Source organism: Streptomyces sp. AA4 (assembly GCF_000158875.1).
Taxonomy (GTDB): domain Bacteria; phylum Actinomycetota; class Actinomycetes; order Mycobacteriales; family Pseudonocardiaceae; genus Amycolatopsis.
This window is the reverse complement of the sequence record NZ_GG657746.1, coordinates 1,869,674-1,889,446: the sequence shown is the minus strand read 5'-3', so window position 1 is coordinate 1,889,446 and position 19,773 is coordinate 1,869,674. Positions and strand designations below refer to the sequence as shown.

General features: G+C 70.9%; 20 protein-coding genes. 9 read left to right on the top strand and 11 right to left on the bottom strand.

Going from position 1 to position 19,773, the window contains the following annotated elements; all coding sequences use genetic code 11:
* Positions 1–11: 11 nt before the first annotated feature.
* Positions 12–974, bottom strand: coding sequence for a hypothetical protein (locus SSMG_RS08875; protein ID WP_009074872.1), 963 nt, complete (start codon positions 972–974; stop codon positions 12–14).
* 213 nt (positions 975–1,187) lie between these two features.
* On the opposite strand from SSMG_RS08875, the gene SSMG_RS08870 reads away from it, so the two are divergent.
* The 6 genes from SSMG_RS08870 (at position 1,188) to SSMG_RS08845 (ending at position 5,317) form a co-directional block, all read left to right on the top strand.
* Positions 1,188–1,529, top strand: a complete 342-nt coding sequence (locus tag SSMG_RS08870; protein ID WP_009074870.1) for a WXG100 family type VII secretion target — start codon at positions 1,188–1,190, stop codon at positions 1,527–1,529.
* Between the two features lie 16 nt (positions 1,530–1,545).
* Entirely contained in the window at positions 1,546–1,845 is a 300-nt protein-coding gene (locus tag SSMG_RS08865) for a hypothetical protein (protein ID WP_009074868.1), read from the top strand.
* Between the two features lie 97 nt (positions 1,846–1,942).
* Positions 1,943–2,326, top strand: coding sequence for a hypothetical protein (locus SSMG_RS08860; RefSeq protein WP_009074866.1), 384 nt, complete (start codon positions 1,943–1,945; stop codon positions 2,324–2,326).
* The gene (locus tag SSMG_RS08855; protein WP_009074864.1) at positions 2,323–3,666 is read left to right on the top strand and encodes a WXG100 family type VII secretion target; all 1,344 of its coding nucleotides are present in this window, start codon (positions 2,323–2,325) and stop codon (positions 3,664–3,666) included. The genes SSMG_RS08860 and SSMG_RS08855 overlap by 4 nt, the downstream gene beginning before the upstream one ends.
* Positions 3,663–4,940, top strand: a complete 1,278-nt coding sequence (locus SSMG_RS08850) for an alpha/beta hydrolase (protein WP_009074862.1) — start codon at positions 3,663–3,665, stop codon at positions 4,938–4,940. The genes SSMG_RS08855 and SSMG_RS08850 overlap by 4 nt, the downstream gene beginning before the upstream one ends.
* Entirely contained in the window at positions 4,937–5,317 is a 381-nt protein-coding gene (locus SSMG_RS08845; protein ID WP_009074860.1) for a hypothetical protein, read from the top strand. Before SSMG_RS08850 ends, SSMG_RS08845 begins: the two co-directional genes overlap by 4 nt.
* Before the next feature lie 77 nt (positions 5,318–5,394).
* Here the strand turns inward: SSMG_RS08845 and SSMG_RS08840 are convergent, their stop codons facing one another.
* From SSMG_RS08840 to nadA, 4 genes are all read right to left on the bottom strand, one after another.
* Positions 5,395–6,564: a S8 family serine peptidase gene (locus SSMG_RS08840; RefSeq protein WP_009074859.1), complete on the bottom strand. Its 1,170-nt coding sequence runs from the start codon at positions 6,562–6,564 to the stop codon at positions 5,395–5,397.
* A 62-nt stretch (positions 6,565–6,626) separates the two neighbouring features.
* Positions 6,627–7,520, bottom strand: a complete 894-nt coding sequence (gene nadC / locus SSMG_RS08835; protein WP_037713047.1) for a carboxylating nicotinate-nucleotide diphosphorylase — start codon at positions 7,518–7,520, stop codon at positions 6,627–6,629.
* A complete protein-coding gene (locus SSMG_RS08830; RefSeq protein WP_009074855.1) occupies positions 7,517–9,166 on the bottom strand; it encodes an L-aspartate oxidase in 1,650 nt (549 codons plus the stop codon). Before SSMG_RS08830 ends, nadC begins: the two co-directional genes overlap by 4 nt.
* Complete coding sequence (gene nadA / locus SSMG_RS08825) at positions 9,163–10,173, bottom strand: quinolinate synthase NadA (RefSeq protein ID WP_009074854.1); 1,011 nt, start codon at positions 10,171–10,173, stop codon at positions 9,163–9,165. Before nadA ends, SSMG_RS08830 begins: the two co-directional genes overlap by 4 nt.
* 89 nt (positions 10,174–10,262) lie before the next feature.
* Between nadA and SSMG_RS08820 the strand changes: the two genes are divergently transcribed.
* Both SSMG_RS08820 and SSMG_RS08815 read left to right on the top strand, forming a co-directional pair.
* Positions 10,263–10,961, top strand: a complete 699-nt coding sequence (locus tag SSMG_RS08820; protein WP_009074852.1) for an NUDIX domain-containing protein — start codon at positions 10,263–10,265, stop codon at positions 10,959–10,961.
* 43 nt (positions 10,962–11,004) lie between these two features.
* Positions 11,005–11,721, top strand: coding sequence for an LON peptidase substrate-binding domain-containing protein (locus SSMG_RS08815; RefSeq protein ID WP_009074851.1), 717 nt, complete (start codon positions 11,005–11,007; stop codon positions 11,719–11,721).
* A 516-nt stretch (positions 11,722–12,237) separates the two neighbouring features.
* Here SSMG_RS08815 and SSMG_RS08810 read toward each other — a convergent pair.
* The 6 genes from SSMG_RS08810 to SSMG_RS08785 all read right to left on the bottom strand — a co-directional run bounded on the left by SSMG_RS08810 (position 12,238) and on the right by SSMG_RS08785 (position 19,104).
* Entirely contained in the window at positions 12,238–12,837 is a 600-nt protein-coding gene (locus SSMG_RS08810; RefSeq protein WP_009074849.1) for a DUF2567 domain-containing protein, read from the bottom strand.
* A gap of 146 nt (positions 12,838–12,983) precedes the next feature.
* Positions 12,984–13,709 (bottom strand): dethiobiotin synthase, encoded by a 726-nt coding sequence (gene bioD, locus SSMG_RS08805; protein ID WP_037713043.1) that lies wholly within the window; start codon positions 13,707–13,709, stop codon positions 12,984–12,986.
* An 85-nt stretch (positions 13,710–13,794) separates the two neighbouring features.
* Positions 13,795–15,969 carry a bifunctional SulP family inorganic anion transporter/carbonic anhydrase gene (locus SSMG_RS08800; protein WP_009074846.1) on the bottom strand — a complete coding sequence of 725 codons (2,175 nt, stop codon included), beginning with the start codon at positions 15,967–15,969 and terminating at the stop codon, positions 13,795–13,797.
* A gap of 140 nt (positions 15,970–16,109) precedes the next feature.
* Positions 16,110–17,396, bottom strand: coding sequence for an adenosylmethionine--8-amino-7-oxononanoate transaminase (locus SSMG_RS08795; RefSeq protein ID WP_009074845.1), 1,287 nt, complete (start codon positions 17,394–17,396; stop codon positions 16,110–16,112).
* A gap of 45 nt (positions 17,397–17,441) precedes the next feature.
* Positions 17,442–18,671 (bottom strand): cytochrome P450, encoded by a 1,230-nt coding sequence (locus SSMG_RS08790; RefSeq protein WP_009074843.1) that lies wholly within the window; start codon positions 18,669–18,671, stop codon positions 17,442–17,444.
* Positions 18,672–18,696: 25 nt separating this feature from the next.
* A complete protein-coding gene (locus SSMG_RS08785) occupies positions 18,697–19,104 on the bottom strand; it encodes an SRPBCC domain-containing protein (RefSeq protein ID WP_009074841.1) in 408 nt (135 codons plus the stop codon).
* A gap of 35 nt (positions 19,105–19,139) precedes the next feature.
* On the opposite strand from SSMG_RS08785, the gene SSMG_RS08780 reads away from it, so the two are divergent.
* Entirely contained in the window at positions 19,140–19,772 is a 633-nt protein-coding gene (locus tag SSMG_RS08780) for a uridine kinase (protein WP_009074839.1), read from the top strand.
* Position 19,773 lies beyond the last annotated feature (1 nt).

Genomic DNA, 19,773 nt, shown 5'->3' with positions numbered 1-19,773 from the left:
CCGGAGAGATCTCAGAATCCTCTCAGCGCATACCGTTCAGCGGGAACCCGCACGGCCCACAAGCCGCCCAGCGCCACCACCGCGACCAAGCCGAAAGTCGCGGCCAGCGTCCAAAAGTCCGGCCGCACAATCGACTGTCCGCGCACCGCCTGCCACGCCGTAACAATGATGACCCCCGCGTACCCGACCGCACCGGTCCACACGAGCCGCCGCCGCACGAGTTCGTTGGACAGCACCGGACAGCGCCGCGACAACGCGACCAACGCGAGCGCCAGCAGCGGCAACGCCTGAATCGCGTGGATCCCCACGAAATGCGTGATCCGCATGTCCCCGCCGACCGTGCTCCAGCCCAGCAGCGGCAGCCCCGGCCCGCCGTCCTCGAGACCGACCGTGTGCCCGCCGATCATCGACGGTTTGCCGCCGCCGTCCAGCACCTGCTGCTGCGCCGGGCTGGCCGAAAACATCGCCAAAGCCAGTCCCATACCGCCCGCCGCGAGCGCGGTTCCCCACCGCAGCGCGGACGTCAGCGCGCGGTCCGGCAGCTTTTGGAACAGCAGCAGCACGGCCACCGCCGCGGTCGCGCCCCACGCGGTGAACGCGCCGGTGGCCAGGATGTTGCCGATCGTCACGTCGGCCGGCGTCGCGTGGTTGAAGTGCAGCGGACGGTCCCGCAGCAGCACCTGCCACACCAGCAGCGCCATGTCGGTGCCTATGCCAACCGCGAACACCGTGCCCATCCACCAGCCGGCCCGGCGGCCCCGCCGCACCAGCGACAACAGCCACGCCAGAGTCGGTGCGTACAACGCCACCGAAACCGCGAATTTGAACGGTTTCGCCCACAGCGGCGCGTTGACGAGCGTGCGATCATCCAGAAGCAGCCCGAACACGCACACGACGAGCAGCACCGCCATCGCCCCGGCCAGCACGCCGAGCGGCCGATGCAGCCGGAACAGCCGCGATCCCCAGGAAGTCATGGGATCAGCCTGGTCGCGGGCGGGGCGCCGGGCACTGGCGTCGTCCCCCGTTTCCGAGGTAGGGCCCGCCTCACCTGTGGGTAATAGTGCCGTCAAAGCGACCGGCAGTTGTGCCGTTTGACCACACCCGCTCTTTTTCTAGCGTGACATTCACACCGCGCGGCCCGCCGCGCACCGGGATTTTCCACGAGAGGGAAGGAGGTGGCCCGTCAGATGTCCAGTCCGGGATTCCAGGCAGATTCCGCTGCCATGACGCGCGCCGTCCAGGGCTTCGAGGAAACCGCTTCGAACGCTAAGACGACCATGGCCAGCTTGGAGTCCGAGCTGACCGAGACGCTGCGGAACTACAAGGGCGACCAGGCGGTCGCGTTCTGGGACCTGCAGCGCCGGCTCCAGGAGAAGATGGGCGCCGCCGTCCGGGAGCTCGACACCATGTCGCAGCTCGTGCACACCAGCCACGCGAACTACAACGCGGGCGACTCCGACGTGCACCAGAGCTTCCAGAGCGTCAGCCACACCGTCGAGGGCAACGTGATCCCTCGCCTCAACCCCTGAGAGAGGACAAGACACCATGGCTGACGTCGTAGAAATCAGCTTCGGGGCCCTGCAGCACAGCTCCGCGTCGCTCGCCGCCAAGGCGAAGGCGCTGACCTCCCAGCTGGAGCAGCTGCACCAGAACCTGCAGCCGATCACCCAGACCTGGTACGCCTCGGGCAGCTCCGCCGGTGAAGCGGCGCGCGCGTCCGAGACCCGGCTCCGCCAGGCGACCGCCGACATCGTCGCGATCATCGCGCAGTTCGGCTCCAAGGTCGGCGACGCCCACGATCTCCAGCACCAGCTGGAGAACCGCAACCAGGGCCTGTTCGCCTGATCCGGCCCCGACGCCGGCCGTCCGGGGCGGGCCTACCCCCCACCCGCTCCGGACGGCCGGCTTTCCCGCGTCCTGCCGCACGAGAGGTCACCGGCCGATGCCCGACCAGTCGTACTACGTCCACCTGGAATCGCTGACGGACTTCGTCCGGGAGCTGGAAACCCAGATCCACGCGATGTCCCGGCCGAACGACTTCCTGCGCACCCTCGGGGAGCATCCGCTGCTGTTCGGGGAGTTCGGGGAAGCCGCTTCGCTCGCCGACGCCCACCGCGCCGCGGTCGCCGAGATGCAGGGCCTGCTGGAGCAGGTCCGCGGGGCGATCACCTTCGCGCAGGACGTCACCACCACCGTCGCCGACGGATACGCCCAGGCCGACCAGTCGGTCGCGGGCGACCTGCACCGCTCGGGTCAGCAGACCGGTCTGCTCGACCCGCTTTTCTCGTTGCTGGGCCTTGATTCTTCAGGGGGTAAGAACGCATGAGCGGGCCTCGCACCAACTTCGCCGGATACACCCACCAGCAGCTCTACGCGATGCTGCAGGCGGGCGACCCGACCACCGCGCGCGCCGCGGCCGAACAGTGGAACTCGGCCTCGCGCGGGCTGTACGACCAGGCCGAGAACCTGTCGGACCAGCTCACCGACTTCTCCAGCGCGTGGACCGGCGGCGCGGCCGACCAGTACCGGACGATGATGACCGACCTCGTCGGCGGCATCCGCAAGGTCGCGGTCACCGCGCAGGGCATGCGCGACATGCTGGAGGACGCCGCGGACGCGCTGGTCAAGGCGAAGGCCGAGATGCCGCCGCCGGTCGCGGTCCCGGACGTCTCCCCCGCCGACGTCGCGCTGGCGGTCAACCCGCCGCTGCTTCCGCCGGACACCCCGCCCGCCACCGTCATCGCCGCGACCCAGCAGCGGCAGCAGGCGATCGCCAACGTCGAAGCGCAGCAACAGGCCGCCAACGCCGCCGGCTCCGCGCACGCGAAGGCGATCGTGGTGATGAACAACCTCGCGACCAATTACGACACCGCCGAGGAGTCGATCCCGGTCTCGCCGAACGCGGCCGCCCCGCCGCCCAAGCCGGTCCCCGGCGGCGGCGCTGCCCCCGGCGGCGCCACCGGACCGATCGGCAACAGCCCGGACGGCGGCACCGCGGTCGGCGCCCCGGTCGACTCGCACCCGCTGCCCACCGACGGCACGCAGGTTCCCGGCTCCGAGCCCGGGCAGCACCCGACGCAGCCGTCCTCGGGCAGCCCGCTGTTCGGCGACATGTTCACCGCCGGTCTCGCGGCCGCGTCCGCCGCCGCGTTCGGCCGGTTCGGGTCGATCATGCCGAAGGTTCCGTCGTGGGCCTCGGGCGGTCCGAAGGACAAAGACAAAGACAAGGACGGCAAGGACAAAGAGCAGGACACCCCGTTGCCGGGCACGAAACTCGGCGGCGGGGCCGGTCCCGCGGGCGGGGGCGGCGGCGGGATCCCCGTCGGCGGCGGGCAAGCCCCGTCGATCGACGGCGGCGGCATTCCGTCCGGCGGCGGCCTCAGCGGTTCCGGGGAAGCTCCCGCCGCGCACTCCGGGCTCGCCGGGAACGCGCCGTCGAACGTCCTCAGCGGACTCGCGGGCGGCGCCGCCGGTGCGGCGGGCGCGGCGGCCAAGAGCGCCATGCCGATGATGCCCATGATGCCGATGGGCGGCATGGGCGCGGGCGGCGACCTGGGCTCCGGCCGCCGGATTCCCGCGTGGCTCGTCGAAACCGAGAACGTGTGGGGCCAGCAGGCTCCGGTCGCGCCCTCGGTCGTCGGCGAAGAGCCGACCGACCAGCCGTGACCGACGGCTACCGGGTCGCCCCGGCGAAACTCGCGACCGCGGCGTCCGAATTGGACACTCGCGCCGGGGCGCTCCGGACCGCGCAGCAGTCCGTGGCGGGCGAAAAGGTGCCCGCCACGGCCTTCGGCCAGCTGTCCGCGTCGTCCGGATGTGCTGCCGGGCTGGCGAAAACGCTCAGCGCCCTCGCCGCCGACGTCGACCAGCGCGTCACTCGCGTCCAGGTCCTCCGCGACGGCCTCACCGCCTCGTCGGCGGGCTACCGACGCGCCGACGAGCAGGTAGCGGCGATGTACCGCTCGCTGCTGCCCGAAGACCCGGTGCCGTCCGCCGGAAAGTCCGCTGCCAGCGGCGGATGGGCCGGAACCATCGCGGCCAACCGGATGAAGGTTTCCGACGCGCTCGCCGCCGAACGGACCCGCCTGGCCGGACTGGCCGATCCGGACGCCATCGCCCGCTCGAAGCGGCGGATCGCGCTGTACCAGAGCATTATCGACGACCATCGGCAGATCCTGCGGTTCGATCCGTCCGGCAACGGCCGGATCGCCGAACTGGTCGGCTCGATCCAGCCGGGGACGCGCAACGTCGGGCTGTTCGTGCCCGGCGTGCACACCCGGATGGACACCTTCCAGTCCTACGCCGACCTCGGCCGCAGCCTCGTCGCCGCCGACCCGAGCGGCCGGACCGCGATGGTCGTCTGGGCCGACGGCGTGTTCCCGCAGAACGTCACCACCGAGGGCGCCGAGGCCAGCTACGCGCAGACGATGGCCCCGAACCTCAAGGCGTTCGGCGACGAATTGCGCGGCCAGGTCGATGCCCAGACCGGCGGCTCGGCCACGATCACCGCGATCGGCCACAGCTACGGCGGCGCCACCGTCGGGCTGGCCGACCAGCAAGGCCTGCCCGTGGACCGGGTGCTGCACGTAGAGTCGGCGGGCATGGGACACGGCGTATGGAGGCCAGCGGACCTGCCGCCGAGCCAGGCCGGCGTGCAGCGGTACTCGATGACCGCCCCGCTCGACCCGATCGTGCTCGCCCAGGGCAACGCCGGGGCGCTGGAATGGACCGGCATCGGCCACGGTGCCGACCCGGACACCTTCCCCGGCGTCACCGAACTCACCACCGGCCGCGACGCCGCCGGAAACGTGCAGTGGGGCTTGTCCTCGCACAGCGGCGTGCTCAAGCCGGGTTCGGATTCGTGGGAGAACATCTACGGCGTGCTGACCGGAGGCCACGTCACTGAAGCACCCGTGCCGGTTCCGGCGGTGCTGCCGTGATCACGCGCGAATTGAAGGATCTGGCGGCCGAGCTGACGAACGTCATCGACAGCGTGGCGGCGGCGTTCGGTCCTCGCGCACTGCCCACAGTGGACGGTGAACTGGACTGCGATCCCGCACAGCCGGGGCATCTGGTGTGCTGGCAGTACGGGGTCCGGCTGGAGGACAGCCCGACCGCGTTGCGGGTGCTGGCCGAAGCGGTGCGGCCGACGCTGGAAACGGCGGGCTGGGAAGCCTACGACCGCAGCACTTATCGGGAAGTGATCGCGCGGTTTTCCCGGGACGGCGCGGATTTCAGCGTGCACATCGCCCGCGACGGGCGTGGGGTGGCGATCATCGGCTCGACGCGGCTCGTACGGGTCGCGGACGAGGACTAGCCCACCCGCCTCGTGCGTGTTGATTCCGGTTAGAACCGGCATACACACGCACGACGGAACGGGAGGCCACCGTCAGCTCACGCCCGAAACCGCGACGGCCGCCACCCGCGCCGTCGTCCCCGCCGGAACGCCGCCACGCCAATCCCCGCCGCAGCCGCCACCGCCACCCCGCCGAGCGCGACGACTCCCGCCGCCAGCTCGGACGTCGGCCGAGCCGGTGCCGCGGCCGGAACCACCGCGGGCAGCTCAGACCGCACCGCTGCCGCGCTCGGGCCGGGCGCCTTGGCGGGCAGGGTCGACGACACCGCGGCGTACGCGTCGAGCATTCCCCAGCCCCGGCGCGGATCGTGCGCCCCGGACGGCGGGCGGGAAGCGGTGAGCAGCAACCGGTTCACCACCTCCTCGCCCTTCATGTCCGGGTGCGCCGAACGCACGAGCGCCGCCACTCCGGCGACGTACGCCGCGGCCAGGCTCGGGTCGGTGATCGGCCAGCGGTGCGCGATCGCGCCCCCGCCGCCGGCCGACGTGCTCACCAGATTCGCGCCCGGCGCGGCGATTCCGAGGTAATCCCCGGCTTCGCTCTGCACCGACGCGCCGGATTCGTCCGTCGAACCGACCGCGAGCACGCCCTTCGAAGCGGTCGGATACGTGTGCGCCCCTTGCTGTGTGGCCGCCGCGGCCGAAATCACCACGGCACCGCGCGACTTCGCGTGGTCGAGCGCCGCGCCGAGCGCCGGACTGTCCGAACCCGCCGGGACCGCCACGAGAATCACTCCCGCGCCACGGTCGACCGCGGTGTCGATCGCGCCCGCCAGCGCGCCCGGATCGCCGCCGCCGTCCGAGGACGAGCCGTTGCTTTCGGTGTAGCGCAAGGGAAGCAGCTTCACGCCGGGGGCGACGCCGGTGAACGTGGTCTCGTCCGACGGCTGCGCGCCGACGATGCCCGCGGCGATCGTGCCGCGTCCGTCGCAGTCGGAATCCGCGGTGCCCGCGCCGCCGAGCACCTGCCCGGGCCCGAACTGCGCGTTCTGCTTGTCGACGCCGGTGCCGATCACCGCGACGGTCTGGCCCTCGCCCCTGGTCAGCGCCCACAGCCGCGGCGGGTTGACCAGCCGCTGCCCCCAGGACACCGCCCCGGTGTACGGGCCGGACGGATTCGCGCACGAGGCCGCCCCGGCCGAGGTCGCCGCGGCGGGCAGGCCGAGCACCACGAGCGCGGCCACCGCTCCGGCGGCAATTCCCCGCACCGCGGCCCCCTCCCCTTGTCGGACAAGGAGATTCTAGTGGAGAGCGGGCCGCGGCGACAGGGTTAGCGCAGGTCCATCCCGAGATCGAGAGCGGGCGAGGAATGCGTGAGCCCGCCGACGGAGAGATAGTCCACACCGGACTCGGCGTACGGCCGGGCGCGGTCGAGCGTCAGCCCGCCGGACGACTCCAGCCGCGTCTTCGGCGACACTTCGTCGCGCCGCGCGACCGCCTTCACGCACTCCTCCGGCGTGAAGTTGTCGAGCAGCACCTCGTCCGCCCCGGCGGCCAGCGCCTCGTCGAGCTGAGCCAGATCGTCCACCTCGACCTCGCACGGCAGTTGCGGCGCGTGCTCCCGGGCCGCCGCCAGCGCCGCGGTGACCGAACCGGCCGCGACCACGTGGTTGTCCTTGATCAGCACCGCGTCGCCGAGGCCCATCCGGTGGTTCACGCCGCCGCCGCACCGCACCGCGTACTTCTGCAGCAGCCGCAATCCCGGCGTCGTCTTCCGCGAATCCCGGACCGCGGCACCGGTTCCCTCGATCGCGGACACCCACGCCGCGGTCGCCGTCGCCACTCCGGACAGCAGGCACAACAGATTCAGCGCCGTGCGCTCGGCGGTCAGCAACCCGCGCACCGGACCGCGCAGCACGAGCACCGGCTCCCCGGCGACCGCGGGCGAACCGTCCTCGCGGATCGAGACCACCTCGTAGTCGGTGCCGAGAACCTGGTCGAAGACCGCCAGCGCCACCGGAATCCCGGCCACGACCCCGGCGACGCGCGGCGTCAGCTCCGCCACCGCACGGGCGTCCGCCGCAACCGTGGCCGCCGTCGTGGCGTCCGGCCCGTACCGCAGATCCTCTTCCAGCGCGGTGGTCACGACCCGCCGCACGTCGGCGACGTCCAGCCCGTCCACCACCAGCGCCTGAACGACCGCTTCCGAGAATTCCCCGCTCATGCCACCCCTTCCAACGACGTCGCCTCGACCAGCACCGGCTGTCCCGACGGGCTCAGCCGGATCAGCTGGCTCCGCCGCAGCCCTTCGTCCCGTTCCGGGAAGTCCGTCCGCACGTGACATCCCCGCGATTCCGTCCGCCGCTCCGCCGCCGCGAGCAACGCCTGCGCCACCACGGTGAGCGCCGCGTCCTCGACCGCGCTGTGCGTCCACAACGGACTGTCCGTTGTCGACAAATCGAGAGCCGAACCCGCCGCGGCGAGCCCGTCCGCGTCCCGGCCGATCGCCGCGTACCGGCTCATCACCCGTTGCAGCACATCACGTTCCGCCGCCGGCGCGACTGTCCTTTCCGGAATCCGCCCGCGCGACGGGTCCGGCAGCAATCCAGCGGCCAGATCCGCGGCGACCGCCTCCGCGGTCCGCCGCCCGACGACCAGCCCTTCCAGCAAACTGTTGGACGCCAGCCGGTTCGCCCCGTGCAAACCGGTCCGGGCCACCTCGCCCGCCGCGTACAGGCCGCGCACGGTCGAGCGTCCGTCCACAGTGGCCACCACGCCGCCGCACGCGAAGTGCGCCGCCGGGGTCACCGGGATCGGGTCCACCGCCGGGTCGATGCCGAGCACCGCGCACGCCGCGTGCACCGTCGGGAACCGCTTCGCGAACCCGGGAATGCCGGTGGCGTCAAGGAAAACGTGATCGTCGATGCCACCGGGAGCCAACAGTTGCCGCCGCGTGATCGCCGCCGCCACGACGTCGCGCGGAGCCAGATCGCCGAGCGGATGCACCCCGGCCATCACCGACGCGCCCGCCCCGTCCACCAGGGTCGCACCCTCGCCGCGGACCGCTTCCGTGACGAGCGGACACCGCCCGCGCGCGCCCGGCGTGTACAGCACCGTCGGGTGGAACTGCACGAACTCGATGTCGGCCACCGCCGCGCCGGCGCGCAACGCGAGCGCCAGGCCGTCGCCGGTCGCGATCTCCGGGTTGGACGTCGCCTGGTACAGCTGCCCGAATCCGCCGCTGGCCAGTACCACCGCGGACGCGCGCACGATCCCCGGCACGCCGTTGCGGTCGAGCACCGTCACGCCGGCCACCTCGCCCGCGGACGTGCGCAGCGCGTCGACCGCGATGTGGTGCTCCAGCACCGGAATCCGGCGTTCCCCGGCTTGCGCGACGAGCGCGCGCTCGACCTCCGCACCGGTCGCGTCGCCGCCCGCGTGGATCACCCGGAACGCACTGTGCCCGCCCTCGCGAGCCCGCGACAGCCCGCTCGAGCCGTGGTCGAACACCGCACCGTTCTGCCGCAACTCGGTGACGGCCGCCGGACCCCCGCCGACGATCGACCGCACAGCGTCCTCGTCGCAGAGCCCGGCTCCGGCGGTGAGCGTGTCGGCCGTGTGCTTCTCGATCGTGTCGCCCTCGTCGCGCTCGCCGTCGAGCACCACGGCGACGCCGCCCTGCGCCCACCGGGTATTGCCGTCGGCGACCGCCGCCTTCGTCACGACCAGCACGTGCAGCCCGAGTTCGCGGGCCCGCAGCGCCGCGGACAACCCCGCCACGCCGCTGCCGATCACGACCACGTCGGCCCGGGCTTCCCACCTCGGATCCGGTGAGGTTTTCGCCTCATCGGCGTTAACTAGGCCGCTCATTCTCCACCGCCGGGCTGCCCGATTTCGATCATCCGCCGCACCGAGGCGCGGGCCCGCGCGGCCGTCTCCGGGTCGACGTGGACCTCGTCCGCGCCCTCGGTGAGGCTCCGCAGCAGCGCGGCGGGGGTGATCATCTTCATGTACCGGCACGAGGCCCGGTCGTTCACCGCGCGGAAGTCGATCTCCGGCGCGGCCTTGCGCAGCTGGTGGATCATGCCGATCTCAGTGGCCACGAGCACTGAGGTCGCCTTGGTGTCGCGCGCCGCGTGCACCATGTCGCCGGTGGAGAGGATTTTGACCCGCTCCGGGGCCACCGCACCCTCGCCGGCCAGGTAGAGCGCCGAGGTCGCGCAGCCGCATTCGGGGTGGATGAACAGGTCGGCGTCCGGGTTCTCCTCCGCGCGCGCGGCCAGCTCGGCCCCGTTGATCCCGGCGTGCACGTGGCACTCCCCGGCCCAGATGTGCATGTTCTCGCGCCCGGTCACGCGCTTGACGTGCGCGCCGAGGAACTGGTCCGGAAGGAAGAGAACTTCCTGGTCAGCCGGGATGGAAGCAACGACGTCGACCGCGTTCGACGACGTGCAGCAGATGTCCGTCTCGGCCTTGACCTCGGCCGTCGTGTTCACGTACGAGACGACCACCGCGCCCGGGTGCTCGGCCTTCCATTCGCGCAGCTGGGCTCCGGTGATGGAGTCGGCGAGCGAGCAGCCCGCCCGCGCGTCCGGGATCAGCACCGTCTTCTCCGGGGCCAGGATCTTCGCGGTCTCGGCCATGAAGTGCACGCCGCAGAAGACGATCGTGGACGCGTCGCTGCTGGCCGCGATCCGGCTGAGCGCCAGAGAGTCGCCGGTGAAGTCCGCGATGTCCTGGATCTCCGGGACCTGGTAGTTGTGCGCGAGCAGCACCGCGTCGCGCTTGCGGGCGAGCTCCCGCACGCGGGCGGCCCAGTCGGCGTCCGCCTCGACCCCGCCGTACGGGGTCAGATCCTGGTCAAGCGTGGTGGTCATGTGTTCGGCCCTCTCGAGAATCGCCGGCCTCGGAACCGGATCGACCCCGGTTCCTCCCCAACCCGGTTTTCGCCTTATAATCGAAAACCGTGCGAAGCCATCTTAACACCCGAGCCCCCCTCGCCCACGAGGTTCTGGCGGCAGTCCTTCAAGTGCGCTCCGACACACTGCGGGTGCTGCTGTGGCGCCGAGCGCTCGATCCGCACCTGGGCCGCTGGTCCCTGCCGGGCGGCCGGCTGCGCCCGGACGAAGACGTCGAAACCTCGATCCGGCGGCAGCTCGCGGAGAAGGTCGACGTACGCCAGCTGAAGCACGTAGAGCAGCTAGCCGTCTTCAGCGCGCCCGACCGCGTCCCCGGCCCGCGCGTCGTAGCCACCGCGTTCCTCGGCCTGGTCCCCTCCGACGTCGACCCGGCCGTCCCCGAGGACACCGAGTGGCACGACGTGAACGCCCTGCCCCGCACCGCGTTCGACCACGAGGCGATCGTCCTGCGCGCCCGCGACCGCCTGCGCTCGAAACTGAGCTACACCAACCTGGGTTTCGCGCTGGCCCCAGAGGAATTCACCATCTCCGCGCTCAGGGGTCTGTACTCCGCCGCACTCGGCTACAAAGTGTCCGCGACGAACCTGCAACGCGTGCTCCAACGGCGTGGTCTGCTGGTCCCCACCGGCCACACCGCGCCCCCCGGCCGGACCGGCGGACGACCTGCGGCGCTCTTTTCTTTCGCCGCGAAAGACATGCACATCACCGACCCTTTCGCGGTACTGAAGCCTCCTCCGCGCCGCTGAACACGAACTGCGCCGGGGCTCCGCAGCCCGTACCGTGGACGCCGTGACCGAGCCAGAGCAGTGCCCCAGCGGGACGGCGACCCTGCCGTTGTTCCCGCTGCAGACAGTGCTGCTCCCCGGTACTCACCTGCCGCTGCATATCTTCGAACCGCGCTACCGGCAGCTCACCGCGGACCTCGTCACCGGCACCGTCCCCGAGCACGAGTTCGGCGTCGTCGCCCTGCGCGCCCCCCTTGTCCGCGAGGTCAGTGGTCTGGACCACGTGTACAGCGTCGGCTGCAGCACGATCCTCCGCGAAGCGAAACGCCTCCCCGACGGCCGCTACGACGTAGTCACGCGCGCCGCCCGCCGCTTCCGCCTGCGCGAGTTGCACCGAGCGTCCGCGCCCTACCTGATGGCCGTGGTCGACTGGCTCCCCGACACCCCAGTCCCGACCGCAGCGGAGCCAACGGCGCGCCAACTGGCCGACGTAGCGCGCGCGGCCCACCAGCGATACTGCGAAGCCGCCTGGCACGCAGACGACTGGCACCCACCCCACGACGACGCCGACCTGGGCGAACTCGCCTACCAACTAGCCGCCGACTGCCTCCTCCCCCTGGAGGACCGGCAGTTGCTGCTGGAAGAAACGCACCCCCTGCGCCGCCTGCGCATCGTCTGCCGCCTGCTCACCAGAGAGGCCGGTTTCCTGGAAACCCTGGGCGCGGTCCCGCTCCCGCCCACCGAACTGGCCACCTTCACCAAGCCCGCAGACCTGAACTAGCCCCCTCGCGCTAGCCCACCGTCCGTGAGGGCCACCTTCACGTACTCAGAGTCCCTCAGGGTTCCCCTCACGACCCTCCGCCGGACGTGAAGGGCTCCTTGAGGGAATTAGATTCCCTCAAGGAGCCCTTCACGGACCGCTCCCCGCCGACCCCGCCGGGATCCCCCAATGTGGCATTGGGTGCGTCAGATGCACCGAACGCCACATTGGGTGCGTCCCATGCACCCAATGCCACATTGGGGCGCTACCCGCGACCCGCCCGCCGCCCCACTCAAAGCAACCACCCACCCAAGCCGCGCAACAAACCGCCGCCAGTGCACCCAAACACCCGGGGGCACCCACCCCTCCCCCAACCCCGATACAAAGCCGCCCTGCGGTTCGGGGGTGCTTGTCAAGGCATCTTTCCCGCCTTGACAAGCACCCCCGAACCGTCAGCACAATCAAAAATCGGGGTGCCCCAAGCAACCCAAGGAACGGCAATGTCGCCCCCCAGGGCGACGAGCCGAGACAGCGATCTCACCCCAACCGCCGCCCCAAATCCTCCCGCCCATTCCACGCCGTCATCAACGCATAAACCAGACACGTCACCAACGGCGCGGCCAACACCACCCACCCGGACTCGATCCGAGGCGCCTGCTCAATCACCGCCCCCAACGCAGGCGGCGCATCCACCGAATACTTCGAATTCGCGAACGCGGGCCCCATCTGCGTCCCCAGCCAGGCCGCGACCAACGCCCCACCAGCAGCAGCCACCAGCACCACCGGCCCCCGCCGCTCCCGCAGCAACCACACGACCAGCCCGATCAGCAACCCGCCAGCCATCGCGAGAAACCCGAACACCGCCAGGTCGTCGAACCGATGCCAGCTCTCCAGCTCCAAAGGCGCCAGCTGCCCGTTGGCCCCGATCACCCGCACCCGCTCCGCCGGAGCCAGAAGAGACCACAACCAGCCCATCGGAATCCCGAGCAACGCAGCAGTGGACAACACGCTCACCGCAGGAAGAAGATCCGCCTTCACCACCACTCGCGGCCGCCGCGCCGGAAACAACACCGGCACCGACCACCCCTCAGCCGCCGCCGAAGACCGATGCGCCGCCTTGCCCGCGGAATCGACCACCCGAGGCTCCCTTCCCTACGCGTGCGTTCCCTGCGAGTGTGCGGGACTGAGAGTAACCGGTTGCGAAGTGTCTGATTGCCGCGACTGGCGTCACGGCGGAGAAATCGCCTTCACCCGGTTTCTCGCGTCAGGCGAAGCCCCCGAAGCTACTTCTGCGCAGAAGCCGCAGCAGTGAAGTCCTCCGGATCGAACTCCCCGCCGAACCACGGCGACAACCCCCGCCGAGCCTGCTCCACGAAGGCGTCCCGATCCGCCGCCCCCAGCCCGGCAGGCAGGACGCCCAGCAACGGAGCCCCCGCCGCGACCGGCAAATCCCGGAGATTCTCCAGCGCCGCCAGATCCGGATCAGCGGGCCAGGACCCGATGATCACCCCCACGATGTTCAGCCCGCGCTGGGTAGCCACCTCAGCGGTCAGCGCGGTCGTGTTGAGCGTCCCCAGCCCGGCTTGCGCGACGAGCACCACCGGCGCCCCCAGAGACCACGCGACGTCCGCCAGCGTGCTCCCCTGCGAGTCGAACCGGACCAGCATCCCGCCCGCGCCCTCGACCAGCGTCAGATCGTGCGCCGCGTCCAGTTCGCTCGCCGCGGCGGAGATCTCCCCCGGGCCCACCGTCGGGAGCCCGGAGCGCCGGGAAGCGGCTTCCGGCGACAGCGGATCCGGGTACCGCCGCAGCTCCCGGATCGTCAGGTCCTTGCCTGCCAGCCGAACCACCTCGGCGAGGTCGCCCGCCTCGCCGGGGACCACGCCGGTCTGCGCGGGTTTCAGCACCGCGACGCGTTGTCCCTGCGCGAGGGCCAGCGCCGCGATCGCCGCGGTGGCGACCGTTTTGCCGACGTCGGTGCCAGTTCCGGTTATCACGAGCGTCGTCACGAGCCATCAAGATATTGCCGTGCTCCCCGATGTCAACACTCGGGGTTCCCTCGCGCGCACCCGGAGGCGCGCGCGAGGGCCCGGGTCAGCCGGCCGGGGCCGTCGCGGGCGCTCCCGCGGCCACGAACTCCCCCTTCGCCGGGTCGGCCAGGTACACCTGCGCCGCGCCGACGTCGAAGTACAGCCCGGTCAGCGCCAGCTCGCCGCGTGCTTCGGCCTCGGCGACCAGCGGGTACTGCCGCAAATGCGTCAGCTGCTGCAGGACGTTGTGCAGCGCCAGCCGGTCCGGTTCGCGCTCCGGCCGCTCCCCGTCGAGGGTCACCGCCCCGGCGCGCTTCCGGCTCGGTTCGGCGTGCACCAGCCACTTCGCGAGCGCGGTGTCCGCGGGCGGACCGCTGGCCAGCGCGCCCATCGCCCCGCACGAGGAGTGCCCGCACACCACGATCTCCCGCACCCCCAGCACCCCGACCGCGAATTCGATCGCCGCGTTGGTCGACGGATCGGCCTGCTCGGGCGGCACCAGGTTGCCGATGTTGCGGATGGTGAACAGGTCGCCGGGACCGGACGTGGTGATCAGGTTCGGCACGATCCGCGAATCGCCGCAGGTGATGAACAGCGTGTGCGGTTGCTGCGCGTGCGCCAGCCCGCTGAGGACGTCCTTGAGCAGCGGAGCGGCCCGGCGCTGGAATTCCGTCGCGCCCCGGTGGGTCCGCTGCCCGGGCACGCGCACGTCCGCGGCCTGCCACGCCGACCACGGAGCCAGCCACCTCGGCATCGCACCGGCCGCCGCGGTGCGCCGGAGCGTCGGACGGCCTTCCTTGCCCTTCGCGAACCACGGGTGCCCGATCTCGTCGACGACCACCGTGCCGCCGGTCCGTTCATGCGCCTGCTGCCAGGCGGAAAGGCTCTCGAACGCCGCGTGGTCGAGGTAATCCGCGACCAGCTCCAGCGTCACCTTCGACCCGGCCGGAATCGTGCCGAGCACCTTCGTCAGCCGCGGCACGGACAGGAACGTCAGCACGCCTTCGACAATCACGCGCCATTCGCCGCCGTGGTGCTCGGCATGCACGCCCGACCACACGGTCCGGCGCAGCATCAGCAGCACGGCCAGCACAATCCCGGCGAGCACGCCGGTCAGCAGGTCGAACACGACGACCCCGGCGACGGTCACCAGGTAAAGCGGCAGATCGCCGTGTCGCAGGACCTGCCGCAGATGGCCGGGATTCACCAGCTTCGCGCCGACGTGCACGAGCAGCCCGGCGAGCGCGGCCAGCGGAATCGACTTCAGCACCCCGGCCAGCGCGACCACGAACACCAGCACCCACACGCCGTGCAGGACCGCCGAGGCCCGCGTGCGCGCCCCGGCCGCGACGTTGGTGGAACTGCGCACGATCACGCCGGTCACCGGCAGTCCGCCGAGCGCGCCGGACACCATGTTCGCCGCGCCCTGGCCGATCAACTCGCGGTTCAGGTCGGCGCGCGGGCCGTTCTGCAGTTTGTCGACCGCGACCGCGGACAGCAGGCTCTCGACGCTGGCGATCAGCGCGATCGTGAGCACCGCGACCGCGACCTGGCCCCAGCCGCCGTCCGGCAGCTGCGGGGTGAACCGGATCTGCAGCAGGTCGCCGGGCAGTTCGACGCGCGGCAGCGTCATCCCGGCCGCCACCGACACGAGTGTCGCGACCGCGATGGCCGCCAGCGGTCCGGGGATTTTCCTTACCGCTGAAGGAAGTTTGGGCCAGGCCAGCAGGATGGCCAGCGTCAGGACGCCGATCAGCGCGGCGGCGTCGTGGTGGGCGGCGATCTGCGCGGGCAGCTGGGCGATGTTCTCCAGCGCCGAACTCTGCGCCTTTCCGCCCAACAGCACGTGCAGCTGGCCGAGCACGATCGTGACGCCGATCCCGGCGAGCATCCCGTGCACGATCGCCGGCGAGATGGCCAGCGCCGCCCGCGCGACCCGGCTCAGGCCGAACAGGATCTGCAGCGCCCCGGCGAGGACGGTGATCAGGCAGGTGACCGCCCAGCCGAAGGTGGAGATCGTTTCGGCCATCAGCACGGTCAGCCCGGCGGCGGGCCCGCTGACCTGCAGCGGAGAGCCGCCGAGGGCACCGGCGACCACCCCTCCGACCACGGCGGCGATCAGCCCCGCGACGATCGGGGCGCCGGAGGCGAGGGCGATCCCGAGCGAAAGCGGGACCGCGACGAGGAAAACCACGAGCGAGGCGGGCACGTCGTGGCGAAGCACGGCAAGTCGTCTCATGCCGACCAGGAAACCGGCATCCCCGTGAAATGTCCGCTATGTCCCACCCTACGGAGTGGATCTTTGTCGAATAACCCACGATCGGGTTGCGTGACCAGCCAAGATCCACTACCGGCAGCCACGCCAAACCCGAAGTAACCTCAGGCCTTCGCCGCGGCGGCCCGCATCGCCGACATGATCACCGCCAGGTCGTCGTCGGTGCTGACGTACGGCGGCATCGTGTAGATCAGATTCCGGAACGGACGCAGCCACACGCCTTCGGCCGTCACCACCTCGGTCGCGACCCTCATGTCCACCTCGTGATCCAGCTGCAGCACCCCAATCGCGCCCAGCGCCCGCACGTCCACGACGTGCGGCAGCTCGCGAGCCGGTTCAAGTCCTTGCCGCAGCGCGGTTTCGATGCGAGAGACATCGGTCTGCCATCGGCCTTCGGCCAGCAACCCGAGCGAAGCATTGGCGACCGCCGAGGCCAGCGGATTTCCCATGAACGTCGGGCCGTGCGCGAGGACGGGAAGCTCGCCGCGCGCGATGCCGTCGGCGACTTCGGGAGTGCACAACGCGGCGGCCATCGTGAGGTAGCCGCCGGTGAGCGCCTTGCCGACGCACAGCACGTCAGGCGTCACGCCAGCGTGCTCGGCCGCGAAAAGCTTGCCGGTACGGCCGAATCCGGTCGCGATCTCGTCGAACACCAGCAGCACGTCGTGTTCCCGGGTCAGCTCGCGCAACGCGCGCAGATACCCGGGATGGTGGAATCGCATGCCGCCCGCGTTCTGCACGACCGGTTCCACGATCACCGCGGCCAGTTCGTCCGCGTGCTGCTCGAGCGCCTTCGCCAGTTCGTCCACATAGGACTCATCGACCGGGGTATCGAAGCCGGAAGGCGGGGCCGGCACGAAAACCTGCTCCGGCAGCACGCCGCGCCACAGCGAATGCATGCCGCCGTCCGGATCGCAGACGCTCATCGGCGTGAACGTGTCGCCGTGGTAGCCGCCGCGCCAGGTGAGCAGCCGGTGTTTGCCCGGCAGTCCTCGGGATCGCTGGTACTGCAGGCACATTTTCACCGCGACCTCGACCGAAACCGAGCCCGAATCGCACAGGAACACGTGCTCGAGCCCGTCCGGGGTCATCTCGACCAGCGTCTTCGCGAGCGTGATCGCCGGTTCGTGGGTCAGCCCGCCGAACATCACGTGGCTCATCCGCCCGGCCTGCTCCGCGAGCGCGGCGTCGAGCACCGGGTTGCGGTAGCCGTGCACCGCCGCCCACCAGGACGACATGCCGTCGACCAGTTCCCGTCCGTCGGCGAGCTTCAACCGCACCCCGCTCGCCTCTTCCACGAGCAGGGGCGGCACGCGGCTCGGCATCGGCGCGTAGGGATGCCACACGTGTGCGGCGTCGAGGGCGAGGAGGTCAGCAGCACTGGATTCCACCCGCCGACCCTAACCGGGCGGCGGGCGGGCCCGCAGTGAGAGCCGCTACACCCCGTTCGGCCGCACCGGCAGCGCCAGCAGGCCGTGCACCAGCGAACTCGGCCGGTAGACGACGCTTTCGGCGGGCACGGCCAGGCTCAGCTTCGGGAACCGCTCCAGGAGCGAGCCGATCGCGATCTGCGCCTCCAGCCGGGCCAGCGGCGCGCCGACGCAGTAGTGGATGCCGTGCCCGAACGCGAGGTGCCCGCCGGGCGGGCGCGTGACGTCGAGCGTGTCCGGATCCGGGAATTTCTCCGGGTCCCGGTTGGCCGACAGCAAGGAGATGTTGAGGAACTCGTCGGTCGGGATGGTGACGCCGCCCGCGTCGATGTCCTCGACTGTGTAGCGCATGGTCGCGAAGTTGATCGGCCCGTCGAACCGGAGGAACTCCTCGACCGCGCCGGGCAGCAGGCTCGGGTCGGCGCGCAGTTTCTCCGCCTGATCGGGCGCGCGCAGCAACGCGAACACGGCGTTGGCGATCAGGTTGACCGTGGTTTCGTGCCCGGCGATCAGCAGCAGGAACGCCATCGAGATCAGCTCGTCCCGGTCGAGCGAATCGCCTTCGTCGCTGGCGTGCACGAGGTCCGAGAGCAGGTCTTCGGCCGGTTCGGCGCGTTTGCGCTCGACCAGTTGCAGCAGGTAGGTCTGCATCTCGGTCGCCGCCGCGGCCTGGGATTCCTCGTCCGCGGCGAACGACAGCAGCGTGTGCGACCAGGCGGAGAACGCGTCGCGGTCCTCGACGCGCACGCCGAGCAGCTCGCAGATCACCGTGATCGGCAACGGCTCCGCGAACTCCCGCAGCAGGTCGACCTGCTCGTGCCGGGCCATCTCGTCCAGCAGCTCGTCGGCGATCTCCTGGATCCGCGGCCGCAGCCGGGAGACGGTGCGGGCGGTGAAGGCCTTGTTCACCAGCTTGCGCAGCCGGGTGTGGACCGGCGGATCGCTGTTGAGCATGTGCCGGGTGAGCAGAGTGCTGAAATCCGGCCCCTGGACGTCCTGGCCGACCTTCGCCGCCACCACGCGCGCCACGCCCGTGCTGTCCTTGCTGACGCGCGGATCGTTGAGCAGCTCGCGGGCCTGCTCGTATCCGCTGACCAGGTAGGACGGGATGCCGTGCCGGGCGACGATCGGGCACACCGCACCGGATTCGCGCCGCCGCGCCAGCCATTCGTGCGTGCTCTGCCAGAGTTCCTCGTCCGCGAACGGGAGTTCCCCGGTTTGTTCGTCGACGCTCACTGCTCGGTCCCCCTGTGCAGTTCGGTCAGCGTTCGGCCAATGCCGCCTCGACGCGCTCGACCACCTGTTTCCAATATGCCCGCTGCTCGGCCTTTTCCGCCACGTCCGCGAGCTGTTCCTGGCGGATCTTCAGCGTGCTGCGCTTGCCGAGATCCGCGACCTCGAGCTCCAGCAGGGAATCGTGATCCCAGTCCGCCGGACGCCAGGTGAGCCGCAACCGGTCGTCGGCATAACTGCGGATTTCGCCGGTCGTGCCGTGTTCGGTCTCGTAGCCGGCCCCGCGCTCGCGCGGCAGCTCGACGCCCGGGCCGAGCCAGATCTCCACCCCGTCCCCCACCAAGAACTCCCACACCCGGCTGCCCGGGTACGGCATCGTGCGGGAAACCGCTGTCTCCCAACCACTCCGCCCGGTCTTGCCCTCCTCGTTGGCCATGCCGCCATCATGGCATCGGGGACCGACGGAAACCGGTGCGGGATCATGCGATCGTGCGCTACCGCCCCATCTCCCCCGACGCCCTCGCCGCCGAGCTGACCGAGCGCGTCGACGCGCTCACCCACCGCCGACGAATCGCGGTCGCGATCGACGGAGCGGCCGGAACGGGCCCGCTCGCCGAGGCGCTGACCGGCCCGCTGAAGCTCCTCGGCCGCGCCGCGCTGCACGTGCCCGCCGCGGGTTTTTTGCGACCAGCGTCACTCCGTTTCGAGCACGGCAAACAAAACCCGGACGCGCGGTATACCGATTGGCTCGATTCAGGCGGTCTGCGCCGGGAAGTCCTCGACCCGCTCGCCGACGACGGAAGCGGCGAAGTGCTGCCCGCGCTGTGGGACGCCGAACGTGACCGGGCGACCCGCCTGCCGCGCGTCCCGGTGCCGGAGCGAGGCGTCGTCCTGGTCGACGGGGAATTCTTGCTGGGCGCGGGATTGGCGTTCGATTTCGTGGTGCATTTGTGGCTTTCGCCGGGGGCATTGCGCCGTCGCGTCTCCGACGAATGGGCGCTGCCCGCTTACGAGCGCTACGAAAACGAAGTCGATCCCAGCGCCCTCGCGGACGTCGTGGTCCGCGTGGACGACCCGCGCCACCCGGCGATTTACGAACCCTGAG